This is a genomic window from Allopseudospirillum japonicum (assembly GCF_900108915.1).
Classification (GTDB): domain Bacteria; phylum Pseudomonadota; class Gammaproteobacteria; order Pseudomonadales; family Halomonadaceae; genus Pseudospirillum; species Pseudospirillum japonicum.
Window position 1 is genome coordinate 150,266 of the sequence record NZ_FNYH01000001.1, and the last position, 23,012, is coordinate 173,277.

Genomic DNA, 23,012 nt, shown 5'->3' on the forward strand with positions numbered 1-23,012 from the left:
TCCAAACGGCTAGGCAACTAGCCTAAGAAATAGCCCCCGTTTTTCATGCGGGGGCTTTTTTTCGTACTTCTTTTAATACTCTCTACCAAGATTGAGCCTGTATAGACCTGAGTAGATATAAAGCTTGCTATCTTGGCGTTTAAGGTTAGACTCTAGAGTCTATTTTACCCTCTTCTTAATTCAGCAAGGTTTGAGATACGCAATGCAACCATTAAGCAAACACCGTAGCGAAGAAAAACATCGACAAATTTTACAAGCTGCTATGCGTCTTTTTACTGAACAGGGTTTTGAAGCAACCAGCATGGAACAAATCGCCCAAGAAGCGAAAGTCTCCAAACAAACCATCTATAGCCACTTTGGCTCCAAAGATGTACTTTTTGGTGCGGCCTTGCATCAAAAGTGTGACCAACATGCCTTAAGTGCAGAGTTTTTCGTTGAAGATGAAGCACCACGTACAACTTTATTGAGAATAGCACAAGCGTTTAGTGCACTGATTACAAGTCCAGAAGCTTTGGCGGTTTACCGTACTTGTCTTGCTCAAGTTGATACTTACCCACAAATAGCACAACGTTTTTTTGAACTCGGCCCTAATGCTATGATTGAAAGGCTTGCGCGTTGTTTAGATGAATTTCACCAACGCGGCTTATTACATATTCCCAACACACGCTATGCAGCAACTCAATTTCTCATGCTATGTCATGGTGAACAAAGGTACCGTGCTGCCTTACACATCCATCCATTATTAAGCCCACAGCAACACGAAGCTTATTTGAACACTTGTGTTGATTTATTTCTCAAAGGTTATGCAATTTAATTTGGATCCGTAATCACCTCATGAATACACCAAGCATCTCCCCCTTGCATTTTAGCTTCTGCAAGTGCTGATTCTGCAGTTTTGAGCAGTAAACTAATTTCATAGATCTGTGCATGTTTAATATAGCGATGCGCAACACCTAAACTACAAGTTGTTTGTATAGGATGCGCATTTAAATAGGTAAAGGCTTTTTCACGCCAACTAGTACGAACATCCTCAAGCCAAGCGGCTAGTTCTGTTTGCCGATTTGCTAGCATCAGCAATCCAAAACTGGCACCTTGATAGCGCACTAATAAATATTTGCAAGGTAGGCGCTGACCCATCTGTTGCAGGTGGTATGCAAAACACTGTATATTTTGGCGTCTGTGCTCCTCAGGCATCGTTAGATTAAGTTCGTCTATCTCTATATGTGCCAAATAGACAGCACCTGCTTGATGCTCAGCCTCAGCTAAAATACGCATCCCTTGTACAAATAAAGCTTGGCTATTCATACATTTTGTTAAATCATCTTGTAATCCTAAAGCCTGTGCCCAAGGTAAGCTATTTTCATCTGGCTGTACTTGTTCCTGTAAAAACATATATACATAATCAGCATCACCATAGGTTTTTATCAGCAGCCAATGGGTATCAATACCCAGATACTGGGTCTGTGCTTGAGCAAGATTCAGCTCAGCTTGCAAACAAGATGCTAAATAAGTTGTCAACTCAGGGACTAAATCCTCCATACTAGGATGTTGATTAGCTAATTTATTCACAGAAATGACCAGCTCACGCGCACCTAAAACAGTCAACTCCTTGGTTGCACGCTCAACCTCTAACCAGACCCCATAGCTGGCTTGTTGAAAAATCTCATTTAATACAGGCAAATTTTTACTTAAAGGAAGGACTTTCTTACTTTTATAACGCCTAGTGTATATTTGCTGATAACCTGCCAAACCAATGAAAGCTAAGTAGCCAAGTAGTAAAATACTAAGAGACATCTTCATGCTTTGGAATATTTGATCAGTTAAAGGGTGCAGAGAACGCGCTAATAAATACCATTCAGGTGCTAAAACTTGATATCCTTGCACTGGCATCTTTAAGCTGAGGTACCAAATATCTATAGGTTCTGGAGCTTGTAAAAAACGTCGTGGTTCTTGTATATCAGGAAGCTGAGCTTTTATTTGTGGAGAAATCAGGCTTAGACGTTTAAAATGATGCTCTTGTAAAGTATCGCCCCACTGATATTCAGGATTTGAATGATAAACCCAAAAGTAACCTTGGTTTAACCATTCTAATTGAATATTTTTGTATAGTGCATCAAGCGATGCCAGTTTTTTCAGCAACTTTTCAGCACGATAATTGACAATCAGGACGCCTAATTTTTTTTTGCTGCTTGTTTCAATTACCTTCGAAATTCTGATAACAGGCTTATAAGGAATTTCTACCTTCCCATGTTCAATATTTAAATCCACCTCAGAAACAAGCAGTTGATGCGCTGGCAAACGTGCTGTTAACATAAAATAATAACGCTTGGATTTGTCTTGTAAATTTTTATCTTTAACAAGTTCACCTTGTGGATATTCAGGATGTGCATTCATCCTGACAACCTCATGTCCTTGCATATTCAACCAACGTATTTGATCATATGCTAAATGATCTAGTGTCATCTCTTGCTGAAATAGATTTTGGATTGCTGGCTTATTTTCCACACTAGATTCAAAACCAACTATTTGATTAAGGCCTATGGCTAGACTAGCAAAATCCTGTATATAAAGAGCGACTTCATCATAAATGAGTTGGCTTGCTTGCATCATTAAGTTATGGCGCAGCTTTTGTTCTTGTGCCTGAATATGAGACCGAGTATTCCAGTACAATAGGCTAATACTAAGTATTAGAAACAAGCTTAGATAGGCTATTTGAACAAGCCAGCGCCTTGATATTTTCATCCAGCCTCCACCAAGCTTGCCCATGAGTTTTCTGAAAGATTTACCAACGCATCATCGGCTAAAAAATCGCAAGGTGCTTGAAACTGGCATATTTGCTGTGAATATGGATGTTGTATTTGTAGATGATAGGCATGTAAGAGTAAGCGTGGTGCAGCCTTTTGTACTTTTTCCGGTGCATAGAAAACATCGCCTAAAATGGGATGTCCTAGAGCAAGCATGTGGACTCTTAATTGATGTGAACGCCCCGTAATCGGTTTTAATAGCACCCAAGAAGTATTTTCATCTTGTGCTAATACTTGATAATAAGTCTGTGCTGATTTTCCCGTTTGCTGACACACCTTCTGCAAGGGTCGACGAGGCCAATCACAAATAAGCGGCAAATCAATACATCCTTGTGTTTCTTTAACCTGCCCCCAAACACGTGCAACATAAATTTTTTGTGTTTGCCGTGTAGCAAACTGTTGTTTTAAATGACGTTCTGCTTTTCGCCTTAAAGCTAGGATCATCACACCAGAAGTCAATCGATCTAACCTGTGTACACTTTGTACTAAGGGATGATTACGTCTTACTCGATTTAAAATACTATCTGCATGTGCAGGATCCCGCCCCGGAACCGAAAGTAGACCACTGGGTTTATTAACAACCAGAATATCTTTGTCTTGATAAAGGAGTTCTAACCAAGGGTCTTGAGCAGGAAAATAATCAGTTAAAGGTGGCGGTGCTGATAACATAAATTTCTTCTATTTTGGTGAGCCTAACATCAAATTATTTTTTTGCGGCCATTCACAAAGGTCATGAAGGCAACAATGTGCACATTTAGGTTTACGCGCAATACAAGTGTAACGTCCGTGCAGAATTAACCAATGATGTGCATCTATTTTAAATTCATCAGGCACCACCGCAAGTAAAGCTTTTTCTACAGCCAAGACGGTTTTACCAGGCGCTAATCCAGTGCGATTAGAGACTCTAAAAATATGAGTATCAACGGCAATCGTTGGCTGTCCAAAGGCGGTATTTAAAATCACATTAGCTGTCTTACGACCCACACCAGGTAAGGCTTCTAGTTCAGCACGTGTTTGTGGTACTTGGCTTGCATACTGGTCTTTAAGGATGCCACAGGTTTTTATAATATTTTTCGCCTTAGTATTATAAAGTCCTATCGTACGTATATAGGTTTTTAGATTTTCTTCTCCTAAGTCAAGCAAGGCTTGGGGGGTATTTGCATGTCTAAATAATTTTTGCGTGGCTTTATTCACGCTGACATCAGTCGCCTGCGCTGATAAGATCACAGCGATAAGGAGCTCAAACGGAGATTGCCACACGAGTTCCGTCGTTGGCTGAGGTGTGTGTTCACGCAAGCGCGTAAATATTTGCTGACATTTAACAGGATTCATCATCTTCGCTATTTAATATGAAAAAGACTGTGATTAAATATTTAATCACAGTCTGAAGGTTTTGGCGAAAACTAATGTGCACAAAGATCAAAGACTTGGTGCTAGCCCGTTACGCGCACACGTCGATCAGCAATCGGTGCTTGCACGGGTATTTGGCGACGTTTTATTTCTGCGTCAACAAGGTTCTTTAATGCAATCAAAATTCCCATACCAAAAAAAGCACCTGGTGGCAAAATCATAAACAAAAAGCTGTAATCCTCAATAAGGACCCATTTCCAACTTGCAGCCTCTGCACCAAATAATAGTTGCATATTATCAAATAAGGTACCTTGGCCTAACAGTTCGCGCATTGCCCCTAAAATCAACAATACGAGCAAAAACCCTAACCCCATCATAAAACCATCCACAAAAGAGGGCAGCAAAGGGTGTTTACTTGCAAAAGCATCTGCACGCCCCAGAATGGAACAATTGGTCACAATCAGTGGGATAAAAATCCCTAAAATAGTGTATAGCTCATAAGTGAATGCCTGCATTAATAATTCAGCACAAGTCACAAAGGAGGCAATAATAATCACGAAGGTAGGCAAGCGCACAGCTGCAGGTACATAGTCTCTTAGTAAAGAGACCGCACAGTTGGAGCCAACCAGCACGAGCAAAGTCGCCAACCCCAAGCCAAGTGCATTAACAACACTTGAAGTCACTGCCAGCAAGGGACATAGTCCCAAAAGCTGTACTAACGCTGGGTTATTGTGCCATACACCATCAAGACTAATTTCCTGTAAACTTTTCACTGGTTAGCCTCCTCAGGGATAGCATTTATCGGTGGCCAAATTTGCGGGTGCTTTTGTAAATAATCCAAACTTTGATACAAGGCCTTAACAACCGCGCGCGGCGTAATCGTAGCACCTGTAAACTGATCAAATTCGCCACCATCTTTACGCACTGCCCAAATTGGAGTTGCTAACAAGCTACGCCCAACAAAATCCAGCAGCCAAGAAGATTTTTTCAGTTCAATTTTATCCCCAAGTCCTGGAGTTTCCTTGTGGCCCAAAACACGCACACCTTGAATCACGCCTTGGCGATCCACAGCCATTAAAAGGCGAATATCACCGCTATAGCCTTCCTTGCTAATCATGGGCAACAAAAGCAGATCCTGATGTTGCTTATCCCGTGCACGTGCAAACCAAGGGTTTTCTAAGATGACACCTTGCAAAGCGGCAGGAATCAGCGCCAAGCGTGCTTCTAACTGAATATGATAACTTGTTTCTGGCGCTAACTGATACAAAGCTTGCGCTTGGGCTTGCGCTTGATTTGCTGCTATGCGTTCACCTGTACCTAAGTAAGTCATCGCAATTAAACCAACAGTTATGGCAGCAAAAATACCTAAACCCAGTGCATTTTTGCCAATATATTCCTTTAGGGTTTGTGCGTTTGGTGTTTCAGTAGATGACATGCGACCCCCTTAAATTACTTAATGCCGCGTTGCGCGCGTGCATGCCCATAGGTACGCGGGCGCGTGTAATAATCAATAAAAGGTACTGCAAAGTTCATCAACAAAACGGCAAAGGCAAAAGCATCCGGATAATTACCCCAAGTACGAATTACATACACTAAGATGCCGATTCCTGCACCATAGACCAGTTTACCTTTGTGGCTCGTTGCCGAAGTCACAGGATCTGTTGCAATAAAGAAGGCTGAAAAAATCCCTGCACCAACCAATAAATGCATACTTGGGCTAGCATATTGACTCGGATCTGCACCATAAAAAAAAGCGGCCAAAATTAATAAGCTTGCTAAGACCGCAACCGGTGTATGCCAACTGATAATACCACGCCATAATAAATACACGCCGCCTAACAAATAAGCCAAGCTAACACCTGTCGTCGCGTTAAGTACTGCTTGTGCAACAGGAGTTTGCAGCCAAAACTCTTCTGCAGTCAAAGCCCCTTTATGCTTGAAAGCATCCAGCAAGGTCGCCCCTGTATAGCCATCAATAGCATGTAAAGAACCAGTAAAAGTATGTGTCAGATGCTCCCAAAAGGTCCAAGGCTCAGCTTGCAAACTGAGCGGCTGTGGCCATAAGCTCATAGGCAAAGGGAAGGACACCAGCAAGAGGGCATAAGCTACCATTGCTGGATTAAAAGGATTTTGTCCAAGCCCCCCATAGACTTGCTTAGCTACAACCACAGCAACCGCTGCACCTAACACAGGCAACCACCAAGGTGCTAAAGGCGTAATAGATAACCCCAGCAAAAGTCCTGTAAGTAATGCACTATTATCCATCAATATGCGCCAAGGACGCTTGCGTAACTTTAGGATTAAAGCTTCTGCAAAAATAGCGGTGGTCACAGCAAGCATGACGTTAATTAAACTTCCCCAACCAAATAACCAAGTCAGTACACCTAAGGCAGGCAAGGTTGCCAGACTCACCTGTGCCATCACATGCGATGTGGATAAGGGGCGATGTGCATGTGGAGAAGAAGGCGCCAGTAAAGACATTAGGAGATCTCCTGTGTACGAGTGCTTGCTGCTTGTGCTAAAGCATCTTGTGCTTGTGCTAATTGTGCTTGTGCACTGGCAAGACGCGCTTGCTGAGCTGCTAACTGCTCACTTGGGGTATCTTTAATTTCACTAAGATTATCTAAACGCTTTTGTGCACTTCGGACCGCAGCTTGAGCAACTGACACAGCGATTTTTCGCTTTTTTAATAAATGTTGGTCACCATCTTGCGTGACTTGCTTATTACTTGCACTTGATTGCTGTGCTTGATATGTAGCTAGTTCAGCCTGTGCTTTGTGCAAAGCTTCTTGCGCATTAAGCATATGCGCTTCTAACACATCCAAATCACCTTGTTGCGAACTGTGTGCTTGCTGCCAAGCTTGTTCAGCTTTTCTAAAAGCCACTTTTTTTACGGCAATTTGCACACTCAGCTGCTTCAAGTGTGCATCTGCTGCTTTTGGTGGTGCTTGGATGTGCTGTGTTTTTGGTACTTGCTGTTGCTCTAGTGCTGCTTGTGCTTGGCTTTGCGCTTGCTGTGCTTCTTGCAATACTTGCGTTAACTCAGCGAGCTCCTCTGCGGAAGCACCTGCTTCCTGTGCTTGCGTCAAAGCTTGTTGTGCTTTTTTAGCCGCAACACTTTTTGCAGCGAGTTGAATTTTCAACTTTTTCAGCTCTGCAACATCTGGTGATTGGCTCTGTGTCGAAGTAGGTGTCTCGGTTGCTTGCGCTATCGCAGATTGCGCCTGGGCTTGTTCTTGTTGCGCGTTTTGGAATGTTTTTGTTAATTCAGCAAGCTCCTCTGCAGAAGCACCTGCTTCCTGTGCTTGCGTCAAAGCTTGTTGTGCTTTTTTAGCCGCAACACTTTTTGCAGCGAGTTGAATTTTCAATTTTTTCAGCTCTGCAACATCTGGTGATGGGCTCTGTGTCGCAGTAGGTGTCTCGGTTGCTTGCGCTATCGCAGATTGCGCCTGGGCTTGTTCTTGTTGCGCGTTTTGGAACGTTTTTGTTAATTCAGCAAGCTCCTCTGCAGAAGCGCCCGCTTCCTGTGCTTGCGTCAAAGCCTGTTGTGCTTTTTTAGCCGCAACACTTTTTGCAGCGAGTTGAATTTTAAGCTTCTTAAGATCAAGAGTTTCTGTTGATGCTGGTGCAGCAGCCTTTTGAACACTAGGTTCCATTTGCACAGCAGACGCCGTTTTGCCTTGGCGACGTGCTGCTTTTTCTGCCTGCTCACGTGCTTGACGTTCTTGTTTAAATTCAAAACGTTGACGTGCACGCTCTGCCTTCAAGGCTTCGCTTTCTTCTTTGCGAATCTCTCCTTTAGCAAAACGATAATATTGTACTAAGGGAATTTGACTTGGGCATACATAAGCACAAGCACCACATTCAATACAATCGAATAGATTGTAAAGACGTGCCTTATCAAATTCTTTCGCTTTACTAAACCAATACAGCTGTTGTGGCAACAAGGAAGCAGGACACGCCTGTTCACACATACCACAACGAATACAGGGCATTTCTGGCGCAGCACTAGGAAATTCTTGTAATGTCCCTGCAATCACGCAATTACTCGTTTTGGTGATAGGTACTTGGGCATTTGGCAGACTAAAGCCCATCATAGGGCCACCCAAAATAAGACGGGCTAATTTTTGTGGATCGAGCTGTGCCACACGCAACAGAGCATCAATAGGGGTCCCCAAACGCACTTCAAGATTGGCAGGCGCGGCAAGCGCATGTCCAGTTAAAGTCACAATGCGCCGTACTAAAGGCTCACCTTGCACTAATGCACGTGCAACCGCAATTAAAGTACCCACGTTCTGGCACAAAACCCCCACATCTGCAGGTAATCCACCACTCGGTACCTCACGCCCAGTTAACAGATAAGTCAGTTGTTTTTCACCTCCTGAGGGGTACTTGGTTGGCACAACACGTATTTCAATATTGGTACCAATGGTTGCTTCGCGCAGGCGTTCTATTGCATCTGGTTTGTTATCTTCGATACCAATCAGGGTTTGCTGTGGCTGCAAAATACGTTGCAAAATACGAATACCCGTCACTAATTCCTGTGGGTAGTGACGTATACCTGTATCATCTGCAGTAATATAAGGCTCACATTCTGCTGCATTGATAATCAGGGTATCGAGTTGATGGGCGCGTCCACTTTGAATTTTGCTCAGGGTTGGAAAACCAGCACCGCCCAAACCAACAATACCATTGCCTTTGATATGTGCCAGCAGGGTTTCCGCATTCGCACTTTGCCAGTTTATTAAAGGGGCACGTTCAACCCAAGTATCTTGACCATCACTTTCAATCACAATACACATGTCTTGCATTTGTGATGGATGCGCAATGGGACGTTCCTCTATCGCAACCACAGTTCCAGAAATAGATGCATGCACACAGGCACTGATTCCAGCTTGCCGGTCAGCAATTTTTTGTCCTGTACGCACCTTATCACCCACCCGAACTAAAGGCCGTGCAGGAGCGCCGATATGCTGTTGCAAAGGCAAAACCACATACGCAGGCAAAGGAGCCTGGCGCAAGGGTACTTGTAAAGATAAGTCTTTATGCTCAGCGGGATGAATACCGCCATGAAAATCCCAAATCTTGGCCATTAGGCTACCTTTTGTGCATCTGTAGCAATAATACGATCTGCAAAAGCTGCATTGGGACCAGAAGGTTTAGGCCAATGCCAGCTTTTAAGCTGAGGTTGTACAGGGAGCATATCAATGCAATCCACAGGACAGGGCGCGACACACAAATCACAACCAGTACACTCGTCAGCAATCACTGTATGCATTTGCCTAGCGGCTCCCAAGATGGCATCTACAGGGCAGGCTTGGATACATTTTGTGCAACCAATGCATTCTTGTTCGCGAATATAAGCGACTTTCTTGACGGGTTCAGCTTCGCCACCTTCCAAAGGTAAAGCTTCGCGGCCTAGTAAATCTGCCAAGGCTTGTACTGTTGCAGCACCACCAGGAGGGCAACGATTAATGGCTTCACCATCGGCAATCGCTTGTGCATAGGGGCGACATCCTGGAAAACCACACTGACCACATTGTGTTTGTGGCAATAAAGCATCGATTTGCTCAACAATTGGGTCCCCTTCGACTTTGAAACGCACCTCTGCATAGCCAAGCAAGGCACCAAAGACTAGGGCTAACATTAATAAAGCCCCTACTGCTGTTAGTAAGGGATACTCGCTCACAAAGGCTAGCATGATCAATTCACCTATTAAGCCGATTAAAGCTGCACTAAGCCGCTAAACCCTAAAAATGCAAGTGACATTAAACTAGCAGTGACCATCGCTATCGCCGCACCTTGGAAAGGCACAGGCACGTCCGCAACCTTAATACGCTCTCTTAGTGCTGCAAATAATATCAATACTAAAGAAAATCCTAATGCCGCACCAAAACCATACAGGCTCGCTTGCATAAAACTAGAGTTTTTATTCAAAGATAAAAGTGCGACCCCAAGCACAGCACAATTGGTAGTAATCAGGGGTAAAAAGATACCCAATACTCGATATAACAAGGGGCTGGTTTTGTGCACGACCATTTCGGTAAATTGCACTACAACGGCAATCACCATAATAAAGGTGAGCGTCTTTAGATATTCCAAACCTAAAGGCTGCAAGATCCATTCATAGGTCAAATAGCTACACATGGACGAGAGTGTGAGCACAAATGTGGTTGCTAAAGACATGCCCATCGCAGATTCCAATTTGTTTGATACCCCCATAAACGGGCATAAACCAAGAAACTGCACGAGAACAAAATTGTTCACTAAGATGGTACTCACCAGAATTAAAATATATTCGCTCATGGGTTCTGCGATCCGGAGTACAGACTAGTAGACACCTGCTCACAAGGGAGCAGAAAACTTGACCAAGATGGTGCATTTTTAGGAGTTAGGCATCTTAGAAGATCGGCCATATTCCTGACAAGAAAGAGAATGCTATTCTTTTATAGCTTTTTATTCTTAGGAAGCGGGTAAAGCCCGAAATTTTTGGTTCAATTCATCCATTTTATTACATCAGTAAAGCCTGATAAATCTTTAAGACTGCGACATTCAGTCGCAGTGTCGCAGTCTTGCTTTTTAGCATCAAACTCATTTAGGTAATACGTTGGCCTGGTTGCGCACCCGAATCGACATCCAGCAAATAAATGCCATCATCATCACCCGCAGCCAGCACCATCCCTTCAGAAACACCAAAACGCATTTTGCGAGGAGCTAAATTAGCCACCATCACCGTCAGACGCCCTTCTAAGGCTTCCGGCTGGTAGGCACTTTTAATCCCTGAAAAAACCGTACGGGTTTCTCCACCTAAATCCAAAGTCAATTGCAATAATTTAGCGGCACCTTTGACAGCTTCTGCTTTAACAATCCTAGCCACTCGCAAATCAACTTTAATAAAGTCATCAAAACTAATTTGTGGCGCAATCGGATCTGCATCCAATACGCTAGATTTTTGTGGGCTCCCTTCTTTTAAAGCCTGCTCTGCCGCTGCATCTTCTGCACTTGCTGCTAACATAGCATCAATTTGGATCTTCTCTACGCGTTGCATTAACGGCTTAAAGGTATTAATACAAGTACCCTCTAATCCTTGATCACGCGTGTCCCAAGCTAAGGAAGGCAGATTCAAAAACTCGCGTGCTTGTTCAGCTGTCTGCGGTAAAACAGGCGCTAAATACACCATAAGAATACGGAATAGTTGAATCCCCTGGGTACAAACGGCTTGTACTTGGGCTTGCTGATCCGCTTGTTTTGCTAATACCCAAGGTGCCGCATCATTAATCCAAGTATTGGCTTCGTCAGCTAATTCCATAATTTTACGCATCGCACGCCCAAATTCACGTGCTTCATAATGTGCAGCAATTTCCTCGCCTGCCTGCACAAAACGTGCGACTTGTTGTGCATCCTGTACTTGTGTGCTCAGGTGTCCGCCTTGTTTTTTAATAAAGCCGGCACATCGACTAGCAATATTGACGACTTTACCTACCAAGTCTGAATTTACCCGTTGACTAAAATCGTCCAGATTGAGGTCAAGGTCATCAATACTTGGTGTCAATTTTGCGGCAAAATAATATCTGAGATACTCAGGATTTAAATGCTCTAAATACGTGCGTGCTTTAATAAAAGTGCCACGAGACTTAGACATTTTGCCGCCATTGACGGTCACAAAACCGTGACAGTTAATACTGGTTGGCGTACGAAAACCTGCACCTTGTAGCATGGCGGGCCAAAAAAGCGCATGGAAATAGACAATATCTTTACCGATAAAGTGATACACCTCCGCTTGCGAATCAGGCTGCCAATAAGCATCAAAGTCTAACTCAGGACGTTGTGTACACAGGTTCTTAAAACTCGCCAAATAGCCAATAGGCGCATCCAACCAAACATAAAAATATTTCCCTGGTGCATCAGGAATTTCGAAACCAAAATAAGGTGCATCGCGAGAAATATCCCATTCTTGCAAGCCTGCCGCAAACCATTCGTTAAGCTTGTTGGCAATTTGTTCCTGCACGCGCCCAGATTGCGTCCACTCTTGCAACATTTGGCTGAAATTAGGCAGTTTGAAAAAATAATGCGTTGAGGTTTTTAAAACGGGTGTTGCGCCAGAGATGGCTGATTTAGGATCAATTAATTCTGCTGGTGTATAAGTTGCGGAGCACTTTTCACAGTTATCGCCATATTGATCTTCTGCACCACATTTGGGACATGTCCCTTTAATAAAACGATCGGCCAGAAATAGCTGTTTTTCTGGATCAAACATTTGCTCAATATCTCGGGTGGCAATATGCCCAGCATCACGTAAACGCGTATAAATTAATTCGGAAAAGTGGCGGTTTTCCTCTGAATGCGTGGAGTAATAATTGTCAAAGTGAATGTTAAAATCCTTAAAATCACTATGGTGTTCTGCTCGCACTCGATCAATCAAGGCTTGTGGACTAATGCCTTCTTGCTCTGCACGCAACATAATCGCAGTGCCATGCGCATCATCTGCACACACATAAGTACAAGTATGGCCACGGCTTTTTTGAAAGCGCACCCAAATATCTGTTTGGATATATTCTAGTAAATGCCCTAAGTGAATGGGACCATTGGCATAGGGCAGGGCGCTAGTGACTAAAATTTGTCGTGTTGACATAAAATTTATTCCATCTTATCAAGCGAATACAGACTGATTAACTGGTGCACAACTATAGCGATTTCGATACAGCTTTGCATCCTTGGTAGCTAAGCCAAAACTTTTCGCGCTTGCCCACTGACAAAAACCAAGTAAAATACTAAGAAATAGATTCCTTGACGATTAAGGAGCACTGTATGATCAAGGGTGTAAAACATATTATTGCCGTTGCTTCCGGTAAAGGTGGTGTTGGTAAATCCACAGTAACAGCCAATCTCGCACTCGCTTTAGCCGCAAGCGGCGCTAAAGTGGGTGTATTAGATGCGGACATTTATGGTCCCAGCCAAGCTTTGCTTTTTGGTGTAGGTGATGCGCGGGTACAAAGCCCAGACCAGAAACATTTCCAACCCATCGAAGCTTTAGGCATTCAACTGATGTCGATGGCTTTTTTAGTCGATGAACACACACCTATGGTCTGGCGTGGCCCTATGGTCAGTGGTGCTTTTCAACAACTTTTGACCCAAACGGCATGGCAAGATTTGGATTATTTGCTGATTGATATGCCACCAGGCACAGGGGATATTCAACTCACGCTGGCACAGCGCGTCCCTGTGAGTGGCGCTGTGATTGTCACCACACCACAGGATCTTGCTTTATTAGATGCACGCAAAGGCATTGAAATGTTTCGTAAAGTTAAAGTCCCTGTACTAGGGATTATCGAAAACATGAGTTTGCATACTTGTTCGCAATGTGGCCATACCGAAGCCATTTTTGGTAGTGGGGGCGGCGAGCAGGTTGCTGAGACTTATCAAGCACCTTTACTTGGCCAGTTACCTTTAGCAATGTCAATTCGTTTACAAGCAGATCAAGGCTGTCCAAGTGTATTAGCAGAACCTGAGGGTTTGGCTGCAGATACTTTTCACCATATGGCAGCTCAAATCGTTGCAGAGCTTACACAGAAAACGCAAGCGGCAACTAAGGTTCAAATTCAATTTAGCGACGATTAGAAGCTTGAGCAAGGCAAAAAAATTCCCACGTGCTCGATTACGTGGGAACCTTATCCATTTGCATACTCTATCTTAGAATAAACGATTTAAACCATTCATTGCTGCCACCCGATACGCTTCTGCCATGGTTGGGTAATTAAAGGTATTATTCACAAAATACTTAATGGTATTTGCTTCACCACTTTGAGCCATCACTGCTTGGCCGATATGCACAATTTCTGACGCTTGGTCACCAAAACAGTGAATCCCCAACAACTGTAAATTTTCACGATGGAATAAGAGCTTTAACATGCCCACAGTCTCACCTGTGATTTGCGCACGTGCGGTATGCTTAAAGAAGGCCTGCCCGACTTCATAAGGGATTTTTGCCTCCGTCAGCTCACGTTCTGTTTTACCAACAGAGCTAATCTCTGGAATCGTATAAATACCTGTAGGTACTTCATTGACAAAGTGGAAATCTGCATCATCTAGCAAATCCGCAGCCGCCGCACGGCCTTGATCATAAGCCGCCGAGGCTAAACTTGGCCAACCGATCACATCACCTACCGCGTAAATATGAGGCACCTGCGTGCGGTAATGGTCGTCAACTTTCAGCTGTCCACGTGAGTTGGCTTCTAAACCAATCTTTTCCAGCCCAAGACCTTCTGTGTTGCCTGTGCGCCCATTACACCAGAGGAAAGCATCTGCGCGAATTTTCTTACCTGATTTCAGATGTAAGATAACGCACTGATCACCACCTTCTACACACTCATATTCTTCATCATGACGAATGAGTACGCCATTGTTACGCAAGTGATAAGACAGAGCATCGCTAATCTCATCATCAAGGAAGGACAGCAAGCGCTCACGGGTATCAATTAGATCGACTTTTACCCCAAGGCCGCTAAAAATAGAGGCATATTCACACCCAATCACACCCGCACCATAAATCACTAAAGTACGAGGGGTATGACCAAGTTTTAAAATGGAATCACTATTGTAGATCCGCGGATGGCGAAAATTAATATCAGCAGGCAAGTAAGGACTTGAGCCCGTCGCAATCACAATTTTTTGCGCTCTTAATTCTTCGACACCATCATGCTGATCACGCACACTTAAGGTATGAGGATCAAGAAAACGTGCTTTGCCAAAGAAGACATCGGCACGATTACGCGCATAAAAATTGGTACGCAACTGCACTTGGCGCTCAATCACACGCTTAGAACGTTCTAATACTTTAGGAAAAGAAAACCAACGCGGCTCGCCAATATCACGGAACATGCGGTTGGTATTAAATTGGATAATTTGCTTTACTGCATGACGCAAGGCTTTTGAGGGGATCGTTCCTTTATGTGTACAATTGCCACCTACTGCAGCTTCGCTTTCCACGACCGCAACGCGCTTGCCGTGTTTGATTGCATTCATCGCTGCGCCTTCACCTGCAGGACCCGTACCTATCACTACTACGTCATAGTTATACACAGCCATAGTGCCATCATGCTCCCATCAGCTTATTATTATGACCCAAATAAATGGCTCAAGTATGATTTGAGATTAGAGGGTCTTTGAGGTTTTCACTCTAGCCCCCCTAACCTCAGAGAACAATACCGCTTTAGTTTCAGCGTTGTGAACTCGCATCATAGCCTAAATCGGTAGAAACCGTTTGCCGCTTTTGCTGCTCAGTTTCACAAATTTCTTTATTGCCCCCGCAAATATCACATTCTGTCTCTAATCCTATCGCACTCATCCCTCCGCAGGAGCCTGCAATGGGTTTACGCCCCATCAGAACACCTACAGACATCATCAGTACGATTGCCAATAAAACGACTAAGGTCAATAACATCAATTGCATACAGCCCCCTTGTTATTGTAAAGCTGATTCGCCAAAAACCTGCACAAATGCAGGCGATTGATATGCTTGGAAACCCTCTGGAGTTTTGACCAGCATATAGACACTTAAGTTGAGTTTTTCCGCTAATGCCATCCCCGCTTGCTCTCCCATCACCATCAAGGCAGTGGCATACGCATCTGCTAAGGCACAACTGGGGTGCACAACAGTGACTGAAGCTAGATTATGTCGAATAGGATACCCAGTTCTCGGGTCGAGTGTATGTGAATAACGCTGCCCATCAACTTCAAAATAATTACGATAATCGCCTGAAGTCGCCACTGCGAGATTTGCCAACATTAACACTTTTTGCACGCTGCGACCTGCAAGTTGCGGCTTTTCAATTGCAATACGCCACAAAGAAGCATCTGCTTTACGTCCAGCAGCAACCACTTCTCCCCCAACTTCAGCCAAAAAATTGCTGACACCTTGCGCCTTAAGGTAGTCTGCCACCCGATCAACCGCATAACCTTTAGCAATGGCAGAAAAATCCAAATGCCTTGGTGCTGTTTTACGTAAACTAGACTTTTGTGCATTTAAAATCACCGCATTTAAACCAACTTGTGCCAAAGCCTGATCAATTTCAGGTTGTGGTGGCACTTGGTCTAAAGGCGTTTGCGGACCAAACCCCCAAAGATCAACCAAGGGTGCAATACTGGGATCAAAAGCACCTGCACTTTGCTGATGTACCACTTGTGCAAGCTGCATGACTTCCTGTGTCGGTGCACTCAATGGCATTTCAACATTAATAGCAGTACGATTAAAGCGTGAAAGCTCAGAGTCTTCCTTATAAGTTGACATCAGGCGGTCAACTTCTTGTAAGCGGGTTAAAACCCCTTGCGCTAGTTTATCCACTAAAGCGGCTTGTTCTGGGGCCAATACGAGGGTGACATGATATTCAGTCCCCATAATAGGCCCTTTGATTTGATAGGTTTGAGGTTCAGGTGCCGAACTACACCCAGACAAAAGGCTGCTAGCAATAACAAAGAAGGCTGACCCTAACAGGATCAGCCCCAGCTTTTGCCAGCGCCTTATAGCAAGAACGCTGAACATTTTTATTTCCTTGTATCAATCAGCCGCCGAAATCATCGAGCAGAATGTTTTCTGGCTCTACCCCTAGATCGGTCAGCATTTTAATCACAGCCGCATTCATCATGGGAGGCCCACACATGTAGAACTCACAATCTTCAGGCGCTGGGTGATCTTTGAGGTAATCTTCATACAAGACATTATGAATAAACCCTGTAGGGCCCTGCCAATTGTCCTCAGGTAAAGGATCAGACAATGCCAGATGCCACTTAAAGTTTTCATTCTCTGCTTGCAGTTGATCAAACTCTTCTACATAGAAGGCTTCACGTAAAGAACGTGCCCCGTACCAGAAAGAGATCTTACGCTTAGATTTCAAACGCTTAAGTTGATCAAAGATGTGCGAGCGCATAGGTGCCATACCTGCACCGCCACCAACAAAGACCATTTCTGCTTCGGTTTCTTTAGCAAAGAACTCACCAAAAGGACCGTACACAGTGATGGTATCGCCAGGTTTCAAGCTAAAGACATAAGAAGACATTTGCCCAGGTGGCAAATCCGTACCTGGTGGTGGTGAGGCAACACGAATGTTGAACTTCACCAAACCACGCTCTTCTGGGTAGTTTGCCATTGAATACGCACGGATTACGGGTTCTTCAACCTTAGAAACATACTGCCACAGATTAAATTTATCCCAGTCGCCGTGATACTCTTTATCGATATCAAAGTCTTTGTAATGCACTTCGTGTGCAGGTGCTTCTAGCTGCACATAGCCGCCTGCACGGAAGTCAACGTTTTCGCCTTCAGGTAAACGCAAAGTCAACTCTTTAATAAAGGTGGCTACGTTAGGATTGGACTCAACAGTACATTCCCATTTTTTCACCCCGAAGACTTCTTCGTCTACTTCGACTTTCATATCCTGTTTAACAGGCACCTGACAAGATAGACGCCAGCCTTCTTTTTGCTCGCGCATAGTAAAATGAGACGCTTCTGTGGGCAAAATGGAGCCACCGCCATCAATCACTTTACATTTACATTGCGCGCAAGAACCACCACCACCACAGGCAGACGACAAGAAGATGCCATTCGCTGCCAAAGTTTGCAGTAGTTTCCCACCTGCCGCTGTTGTAATTGTATGCTCTGGATCACCGTTAATTTCTATGGTGACATCGCCGGTGCTTACCAAACGCTTACGCGCTGCCAAGATCACCAAAACGAGAGATATCACCACTACGGTGAACATGAGCACACCGAGGATAATCACTTGTGTCATGTTCTTAACCTTGAGTTAATGGCTGAATTACAGCTGTACGCCTGAGAAGGACATAAAGCCGAGTGACATCAAACCTACAGTAATAAAGGTGATACCAAGACCCTGTAAACCTGCAGGTACATCGCTGTACTTGAGTTTTTCACGAATCCCAGCAAGCGCCATAATCGCTAGCGCCCAACCAACCCCTGCACCTGCACCATAAACTACGGATTCACCAAAGGTGTAATCACGCTCTACCATAAAAAGGGAAGCCCCTAAAATGGCACAGTTTACGGTAATGAGAGGAAGGAACACGCCTAGAGCGTTGTAAAGTGCAGGTACGTATTTATCGAGGAACATCTCCATAATTTGTACCAAGGCTGCAATAACACCGATATAACTGAGGTAGCCTAAGAAAGACAGGTCGATGTTTTCTGCACCATCAATCCCAGTCCAGCTTAAGGCGCCTTCACGTAATAAGAGGTTAAAAATTAGGTTATTGACAGGCACAGTCACAACCTGCACCACAACAACCGCAATCCCCAAACCTAAAGCCGCTTCCATCTTCTTCGAGACGGCCAAAAAGGTACACATCCCAAGGAAGAAGGCCAAGGCCATGTTTTCTACAAACACAGCTTTGACAAATAAAGAGAGGAAATGCTCAAACATGGCTTACATTGCCTCCTTTGCTTTAGTGTTGGCAGTGATTTTAAATTCTGGTGCTTCTTTCTGATCTGGCTTCCACTCACGTAGTGCCCAAATCAACAAACCAATAATAAAGAAGGCCGAAGGTGGTAACAGCATCATACCGTTGGTTGCATACCAGCCGCCGTCTTTAATAGGTTCTAAAATCGTGATTCCAAAGAGGCTACCTGTACCAAAGAGCTCACGGATGGCACCAACGGCCAACAATACAACGGTGTAACCTAAACCGTTACCAATCCCGTCGATAAAGCTCATTTTTGGATCATTTTGCATGGCATAAGCTTCTGCACGACCCATAACGATACAGTTAGTAATGATCAAACCCACAAATACAGAAAGCTGTTTGCTGGTTTCATAAGCAAAGGCTTTAAGTACCTGATCAACCACAATAACCAAGGAAGCAATAATTGTCATCTGTACGATGATACGTATGCTAGATGGAATATGGTGGCGAATTAGGGATACAAATAAGTTCGAAAAAGCAGTTACAAAGATTACCGCAATCCCCATCACCAAAGCGGTGTTAAGGTTGGTGGTCACTGCCAATGCAGAACAGATCCCCAAGATTTGTAGCGCAATAGGGTTGTTTGCAAAAATTGGCGCGATCATCACACTTTTAGGTGTTTCTGTTGCCATGATTAAGCTCCTTGAGACCGGAATTTAGCCAAGAAAGGACCAAAACCTTCTTGACCTAACCAGTACTGCAATAGGTTAGTCACACCACGGCTTGTCAAAGTAGCACCCGAGAGAGAATCTACCTTATATTCGGCATTTGGCGTGCTCTCGGTAACATTACCTTTCACAAGCTCGATGGCTGGGGCTTCGGATTCACCCTGATAGACCTTCTTACCAGGCCACAAGGCTTTCCAATTCGGGTTGTCTACTTCACCCCCTAACCCTGGCGTTTCTGCATGCTGATAAAAACCTAAACCTGCAATCGTATTGGCATCTGCTTCCAAAGCAAGGAAACCATACAAGGTCGACCAAAGACCATAACCACGAACAGGCAGGATAATTTTCTCAACTTCACCTTGTTTTTCTACAAGATAAACGAGTGCATAACGCTCACGACGCTTAATACTTGCAATATCCTCAGCACCGTCTAGCACACTAGACATTTGAGGATCACGTGCAGCCTTACTAGGATCGTAAGTTTCTACGTTGACTGCGTCTGTATATTCACCAGTCTCTAGATCAATGGCTTTCACGGTGATTTGCTTAAATAGCTCCTCAACGCTTTTACCTTCTTCTAGTAAACCTGCAGCAGCAAGAATGTTGGATTTACGGTCAAGGTCTTTATTCGCTAGCTGCATCGGTTTAAAAATGACCGCAGCACCTGAGACCACGACAGAACAGATAACACACAGTAGCAGCGCGACTTTAATCGTCTGCTTGACGGAATCGTTTTGGCTAGACATTACGCAGCATTCTCCGTTTGATGTTGGCCTGCACCACAAAGTGATCAATCATAGGCGCGAACAAGTTGGCAAACAGGATCGCCAGCATAATCCCTTCAGGGAAAGCAGGGTTAACCACACGGATCATCACAGTCATAAAACCGATCAGAATACCAAATACCCATTTGCCTTGATTGGTCATGGAAGCAGAGACAGGATCTGTTGCCATAAAGACCATACCGAAAGCAAAACCACCGATCACTAAGTGCCAATACCAAGGCATAGCAAACATGGGGTTGGTGTCGGAGCCTATGATGTTAAACAACATAGACGTTGCCACCATACCCAAAAAGACACCACTGACAATACGCCAGGAAGCAACTCGTGTGGCTAATAAACCTGCCCCGCCTAAAAGGATGGCAAAGGTAGAAACTTCACCAACAGAACCAGGAACCGCGCCAATAAAGGCATCCCACCAGCTAAATTGCTCACGGACAACATCCATCCCATTTTGCGCAGCAACAGATAAAGCCGTTGCACCAGTAAAGCCGTCGGCAGCAACCCAAACGGCATCACCAGAAATTTCTGCTGGGTATGCAAAATATAAGAAGGCACGGCCAGTCAATGCAGGGTTAAGGAAGTTTTTGCCGGTTCCACCGAAAACTTCTTTACCGATGACGACACCAAAGGTAATACCTAAAGCAACCTGCCAAAGCGGAATCGTAGGTGGCAAAGTCAAAGCAAACAGAATGGAAGTGACGAAGAAACCTTCATTTACTTCATGACCACGCTTCATTGCAAATAGGACTTCCCAGAAGCCACCTACAATGAAAGTTGTCAGATAAATCGGTAAGAAATAAGCCGCACCTAAAACCAAGTTATCCCATAAACTACTAGGATCATTGCTAGCAAATACACTAGCAAAACCTGTTTGCCATGCATCCAGAGCACCATAACCATTGGCAATCGCCATGTTGGCTTGATAACCCGCATTCCACATACCAAAGAACATGGCAGGGAAGGTACACAACCACACTGTGATCATGATACGTTTTAAATCAACGCCATCACGAATATGCGCAGTGGTTTTAGTCACACTTGGTGGCGAATAAAAAATGGTGTCTACCGCTTCATACAAAGCATACCATTTCTCATATTTACCCCCTTTATGAAAATGAGGCTCTAAACCGTCTAGAAACTTTCTGATACCTTCCATCGATTAACCCTCTTTCTCGATCAGCGTCAGATTGTCGCGAAGAATAGGGCCATACTCATATTTGCCAGGGCAAACATAAGTACATAGGGCAAGATCTTCTTCGTCCAGTTCTAGACAACCTAGTTTCATCGCCATTTCGATATCACCAACAATTAAAGAACGCAGCAATTGCGTTGGCAAAATATCCAATGGCATGATTTTTTCGTAATTACCTACCGGTACCATGGCACGCTCGGAGCCATTTGTTGAGGTGTTAGGCGCATATTTTTCTGGTAATCCCTGCCAACTGGAAACATAAATTCCCATCACAGAGTGGCGCTCTTTACCAAGCGACAACCAACCAATAAATTCACGCTTATCACCTTCTTCCAATACGCTCACTTGCTGGTGATAACGACCAAGATAAGCTAAAGCATCATGTGCGTGTGTGCCACCAAAGACGGAACCGGAAATAATGCGCGCTTTGACACCTTCTTGTAACTCACCTGAGGTTAACTCTTGTAGGCAAGCACCTAAGCGAGTACGCAAAAGGCGAGGTTTAGTCACTAGGGGACCACCCAAGGCAACAATGCGTTGGGTATTCAGTTGTCCTGTCAGGAATAACTGACCCACCGCGATCACATCTTGATATCCTATCGTCCACACTTGCTTCTCAAGGCTGACAGGATCAAGAAAGTGGATATGTGTGCCGGCTAGGCCTGCAGGGTGCGGTCCTTCAAATTCTTCTGTCACTAGCTGGCCAGAATTCCAAGAAGGAATATCAGCCCCCGCTTTTTTACAAACGAATACCTTACCTTGCGTCAAGTGCTTAAGTACTTGGACGCCGGCTTCAAAATCGCCTGCATTTTCAGCAATGATCACAGCTGGATCAGCGGCAAGCGGATGCGTATCCATTGCAGTGACAAAGATAGAATGTGGTTTAGCATCAGGCGCTGGGACACGGCTGAAAGGACGTGTGCGTAAAGCAGTCCATAAACCAGATTCGATCAAGTTTTCTCGTACTTGCGCGTCTGTCAGTTCAACAATCTGGTGTGCTTCATAAGCGGTAAAGCTGATAGCTTCTTCCTGCTCATCTACACGAATGACCACAGATTGTAATACGCGGCGTGCTCCCCGATTAATGGCCACCACCTCACCTGAAGCAGGTGCGGTATATTTGACCCCTGGGGTTTTTTTATCGGTAAAGATGACCTGACCCAATTTCACTTTGTCGCCAACTTGCACTTCCATTGTAGGTTTCATCCCTACATAGTCAGGGCCGACAATGGCGACATGGCTTGCCCGAGGTGCATCATCAATGCTCTGCTCAGGCGCACCTGTGATGGGTAGGTCGAGACCTCGTTTGATGCTTATCATACGTCTCGCCCAATCACCAAGGTTATTATTAAAGTTTAAGTTACAAAGTAAACTTAGTTTGACCTTAAGCGAAGCTCAGATTAAATTAGTCTTAACTAATCAACCAAACTCAGACATTAAGCCAAAATAAGTGTTAAAGCTGAATGAATATACAGGCTTAAATTAGGCACTGTACCCCAAAAAATCTTATGCATTATAAAGATGATGTTAGCCAATGGCTATACAACATTCAGACAATGAGGCGTTTCTGTGCTTACAAATCACAACTCCCTCTAGTGATTGCACAATTTTGTCCATCTTGCACTACGCAGGTTCCGCAAAAAGTATTTTTTGGAAACGAGAGTGCAGCTCCAAAAAATAGCACTCTCCTCACCAAGTTGCACAAAAAAAGCCCATCTATTTTAGATGGGCCTTTGCATTT

General features: G+C 44.3%; 21 protein-coding genes. 2 read left to right on the forward strand and 19 right to left on the reverse strand.

Annotated features, from left to right (window positions below):
- Positions 1-202 precede the first annotated feature (202 nt).
- Positions 203-814 carry a TetR/AcrR family transcriptional regulator gene (locus tag BMX05_RS00620; RefSeq protein WP_093307821.1) on the forward strand — a complete coding sequence of 204 codons (612 nt, stop codon included), beginning with the start codon at positions 203-205 and terminating at the stop codon, positions 812-814.
- Here the strand turns inward: BMX05_RS00620 and BMX05_RS00625 are convergent.
- The 10 genes from BMX05_RS00625 to metG form a co-directional block, all read right to left on the reverse strand.
- Entirely contained in the window at positions 811-2,742 is a 1,932-nt protein-coding gene (locus BMX05_RS00625) for a diguanylate cyclase domain-containing protein (RefSeq protein WP_177166729.1), read from the reverse strand. The genes BMX05_RS00620 and BMX05_RS00625 overlap by 4 nt on opposite strands.
- The gene (gene rluA / locus BMX05_RS00630; RefSeq protein WP_093307825.1) at positions 2,739-3,473 is read right to left on the reverse strand and encodes a bifunctional tRNA pseudouridine(32) synthase/23S rRNA pseudouridine(746) synthase RluA; all 735 of its coding nucleotides are present in this window, start codon (positions 3,471-3,473) and stop codon (positions 2,739-2,741) included. Before rluA ends, BMX05_RS00625 begins: the two co-directional genes overlap by 4 nt.
- 9 nt (positions 3,474-3,482) lie before the next feature.
- A complete protein-coding gene (gene nth, locus BMX05_RS00635) occupies positions 3,483-4,136 on the reverse strand; it encodes an endonuclease III (protein ID WP_093307827.1) in 654 nt (217 codons plus the stop codon).
- 101 nt (positions 4,137-4,237) lie between these two features.
- Positions 4,238-4,927, reverse strand: a complete 690-nt coding sequence (locus BMX05_RS00640) for an electron transport complex subunit E (RefSeq protein ID WP_093307829.1) — start codon at positions 4,925-4,927, stop codon at positions 4,238-4,240.
- Positions 4,924-5,589 (reverse strand): electron transport complex subunit RsxG, encoded by a 666-nt coding sequence (rsxG, locus tag BMX05_RS00645; RefSeq protein WP_093307831.1) that lies wholly within the window; start codon positions 5,587-5,589, stop codon positions 4,924-4,926. Before rsxG ends, BMX05_RS00640 begins: the two co-directional genes overlap by 4 nt.
- A 14-nt stretch (positions 5,590-5,603) precedes the next feature.
- A complete protein-coding gene (locus BMX05_RS00650) occupies positions 5,604-6,635 on the reverse strand; it encodes an RnfABCDGE type electron transport complex subunit D (protein ID WP_093307833.1) in 1,032 nt (343 codons plus the stop codon).
- Entirely contained in the window at positions 6,635-9,247 is a 2,613-nt protein-coding gene (gene rsxC, locus BMX05_RS00655) for an electron transport complex subunit RsxC (protein WP_093307836.1), read from the reverse strand. The genes BMX05_RS00650 and rsxC overlap by 1 nt, the downstream gene beginning before the upstream one ends.
- Positions 9,247-9,855, reverse strand: coding sequence for an electron transport complex subunit RsxB (gene rsxB, locus BMX05_RS00660; protein ID WP_093307838.1), 609 nt, complete (start codon positions 9,853-9,855; stop codon positions 9,247-9,249). Before rsxB ends, rsxC begins: the two co-directional genes overlap by 1 nt.
- Before the next feature lie 23 nt (positions 9,856-9,878).
- Positions 9,879-10,460: an electron transport complex subunit RsxA gene (gene rsxA, locus BMX05_RS00665; RefSeq protein WP_093307840.1), complete on the reverse strand. Its 582-nt coding sequence runs from the start codon at positions 10,458-10,460 to the stop codon at positions 9,879-9,881.
- A 289-nt stretch (positions 10,461-10,749) separates the two neighbouring features.
- Positions 10,750-12,795: a methionine--tRNA ligase gene (metG, locus tag BMX05_RS00670; RefSeq protein ID WP_093307842.1), complete on the reverse strand. Its 2,046-nt coding sequence runs from the start codon at positions 12,793-12,795 to the stop codon at positions 10,750-10,752.
- Positions 12,796-12,962: 167 nt separating this feature from the next.
- Here metG and apbC point away from each other — a divergent pair, with 167 nt between their 5' ends.
- Complete coding sequence (gene apbC / locus BMX05_RS00675; RefSeq protein ID WP_093307844.1) at positions 12,963-13,772, forward strand: iron-sulfur cluster carrier protein ApbC; 810 nt, start codon at positions 12,963-12,965, stop codon at positions 13,770-13,772.
- A 72-nt stretch (positions 13,773-13,844) separates the two neighbouring features.
- Here apbC and sthA read toward each other — a convergent pair whose 3' ends face one another.
- From sthA to BMX05_RS00720, 9 genes are all read right to left on the reverse strand, one after another.
- Positions 13,845-15,239: a Si-specific NAD(P)(+) transhydrogenase gene (gene sthA, locus BMX05_RS00680; RefSeq protein ID WP_093307846.1), complete on the reverse strand. Its 1,395-nt coding sequence runs from the start codon at positions 15,237-15,239 to the stop codon at positions 13,845-13,847.
- A 130-nt stretch (positions 15,240-15,369) separates the two neighbouring features.
- The gene (nqrM, locus tag BMX05_RS00685; protein WP_093307848.1) at positions 15,370-15,603 is read right to left on the reverse strand and encodes a (Na+)-NQR maturation NqrM; all 234 of its coding nucleotides are present in this window, start codon (positions 15,601-15,603) and stop codon (positions 15,370-15,372) included.
- Between the two features lie 12 nt (positions 15,604-15,615).
- A complete protein-coding gene (locus BMX05_RS00690; protein ID WP_093307850.1) occupies positions 15,616-16,692 on the reverse strand; it encodes an FAD:protein FMN transferase in 1,077 nt (358 codons plus the stop codon).
- Between the two features lie 19 nt (positions 16,693-16,711).
- Positions 16,712-17,938, reverse strand: a complete 1,227-nt coding sequence (gene nqrF / locus BMX05_RS00695) for an NADH:ubiquinone reductase (Na(+)-transporting) subunit F (protein ID WP_093307852.1) — start codon at positions 17,936-17,938, stop codon at positions 16,712-16,714.
- A gap of 27 nt (positions 17,939-17,965) precedes the next feature.
- Positions 17,966-18,586, reverse strand: a complete 621-nt coding sequence (gene nqrE / locus BMX05_RS00700) for an NADH:ubiquinone reductase (Na(+)-transporting) subunit E (RefSeq protein WP_093307854.1) — start codon at positions 18,584-18,586, stop codon at positions 17,966-17,968.
- A gap of 3 nt (positions 18,587-18,589) precedes the next feature.
- Complete coding sequence (locus BMX05_RS00705; RefSeq protein WP_093307856.1) at positions 18,590-19,258, reverse strand: NADH:ubiquinone reductase (Na(+)-transporting) subunit D; 669 nt, start codon at positions 19,256-19,258, stop codon at positions 18,590-18,592.
- 2 nt (positions 19,259-19,260) lie between these two features.
- Positions 19,261-20,040, reverse strand: a complete 780-nt coding sequence (locus BMX05_RS00710; protein ID WP_093307858.1) for a Na(+)-translocating NADH-quinone reductase subunit C — start codon at positions 20,038-20,040, stop codon at positions 19,261-19,263.
- Complete coding sequence (locus BMX05_RS00715; protein WP_093307860.1) at positions 20,033-21,235, reverse strand: NADH:ubiquinone reductase (Na(+)-transporting) subunit B; 1,203 nt, start codon at positions 21,233-21,235, stop codon at positions 20,033-20,035. The genes BMX05_RS00710 and BMX05_RS00715 overlap by 8 nt, the downstream gene beginning before the upstream one ends.
- 3 nt (positions 21,236-21,238) lie before the next feature.
- Positions 21,239-22,591, reverse strand: coding sequence for a Na(+)-translocating NADH-quinone reductase subunit A (locus BMX05_RS00720; protein WP_093307862.1), 1,353 nt, complete (start codon positions 22,589-22,591; stop codon positions 21,239-21,241).
- Positions 22,592-23,012: the final 421 nt, after the last annotated feature.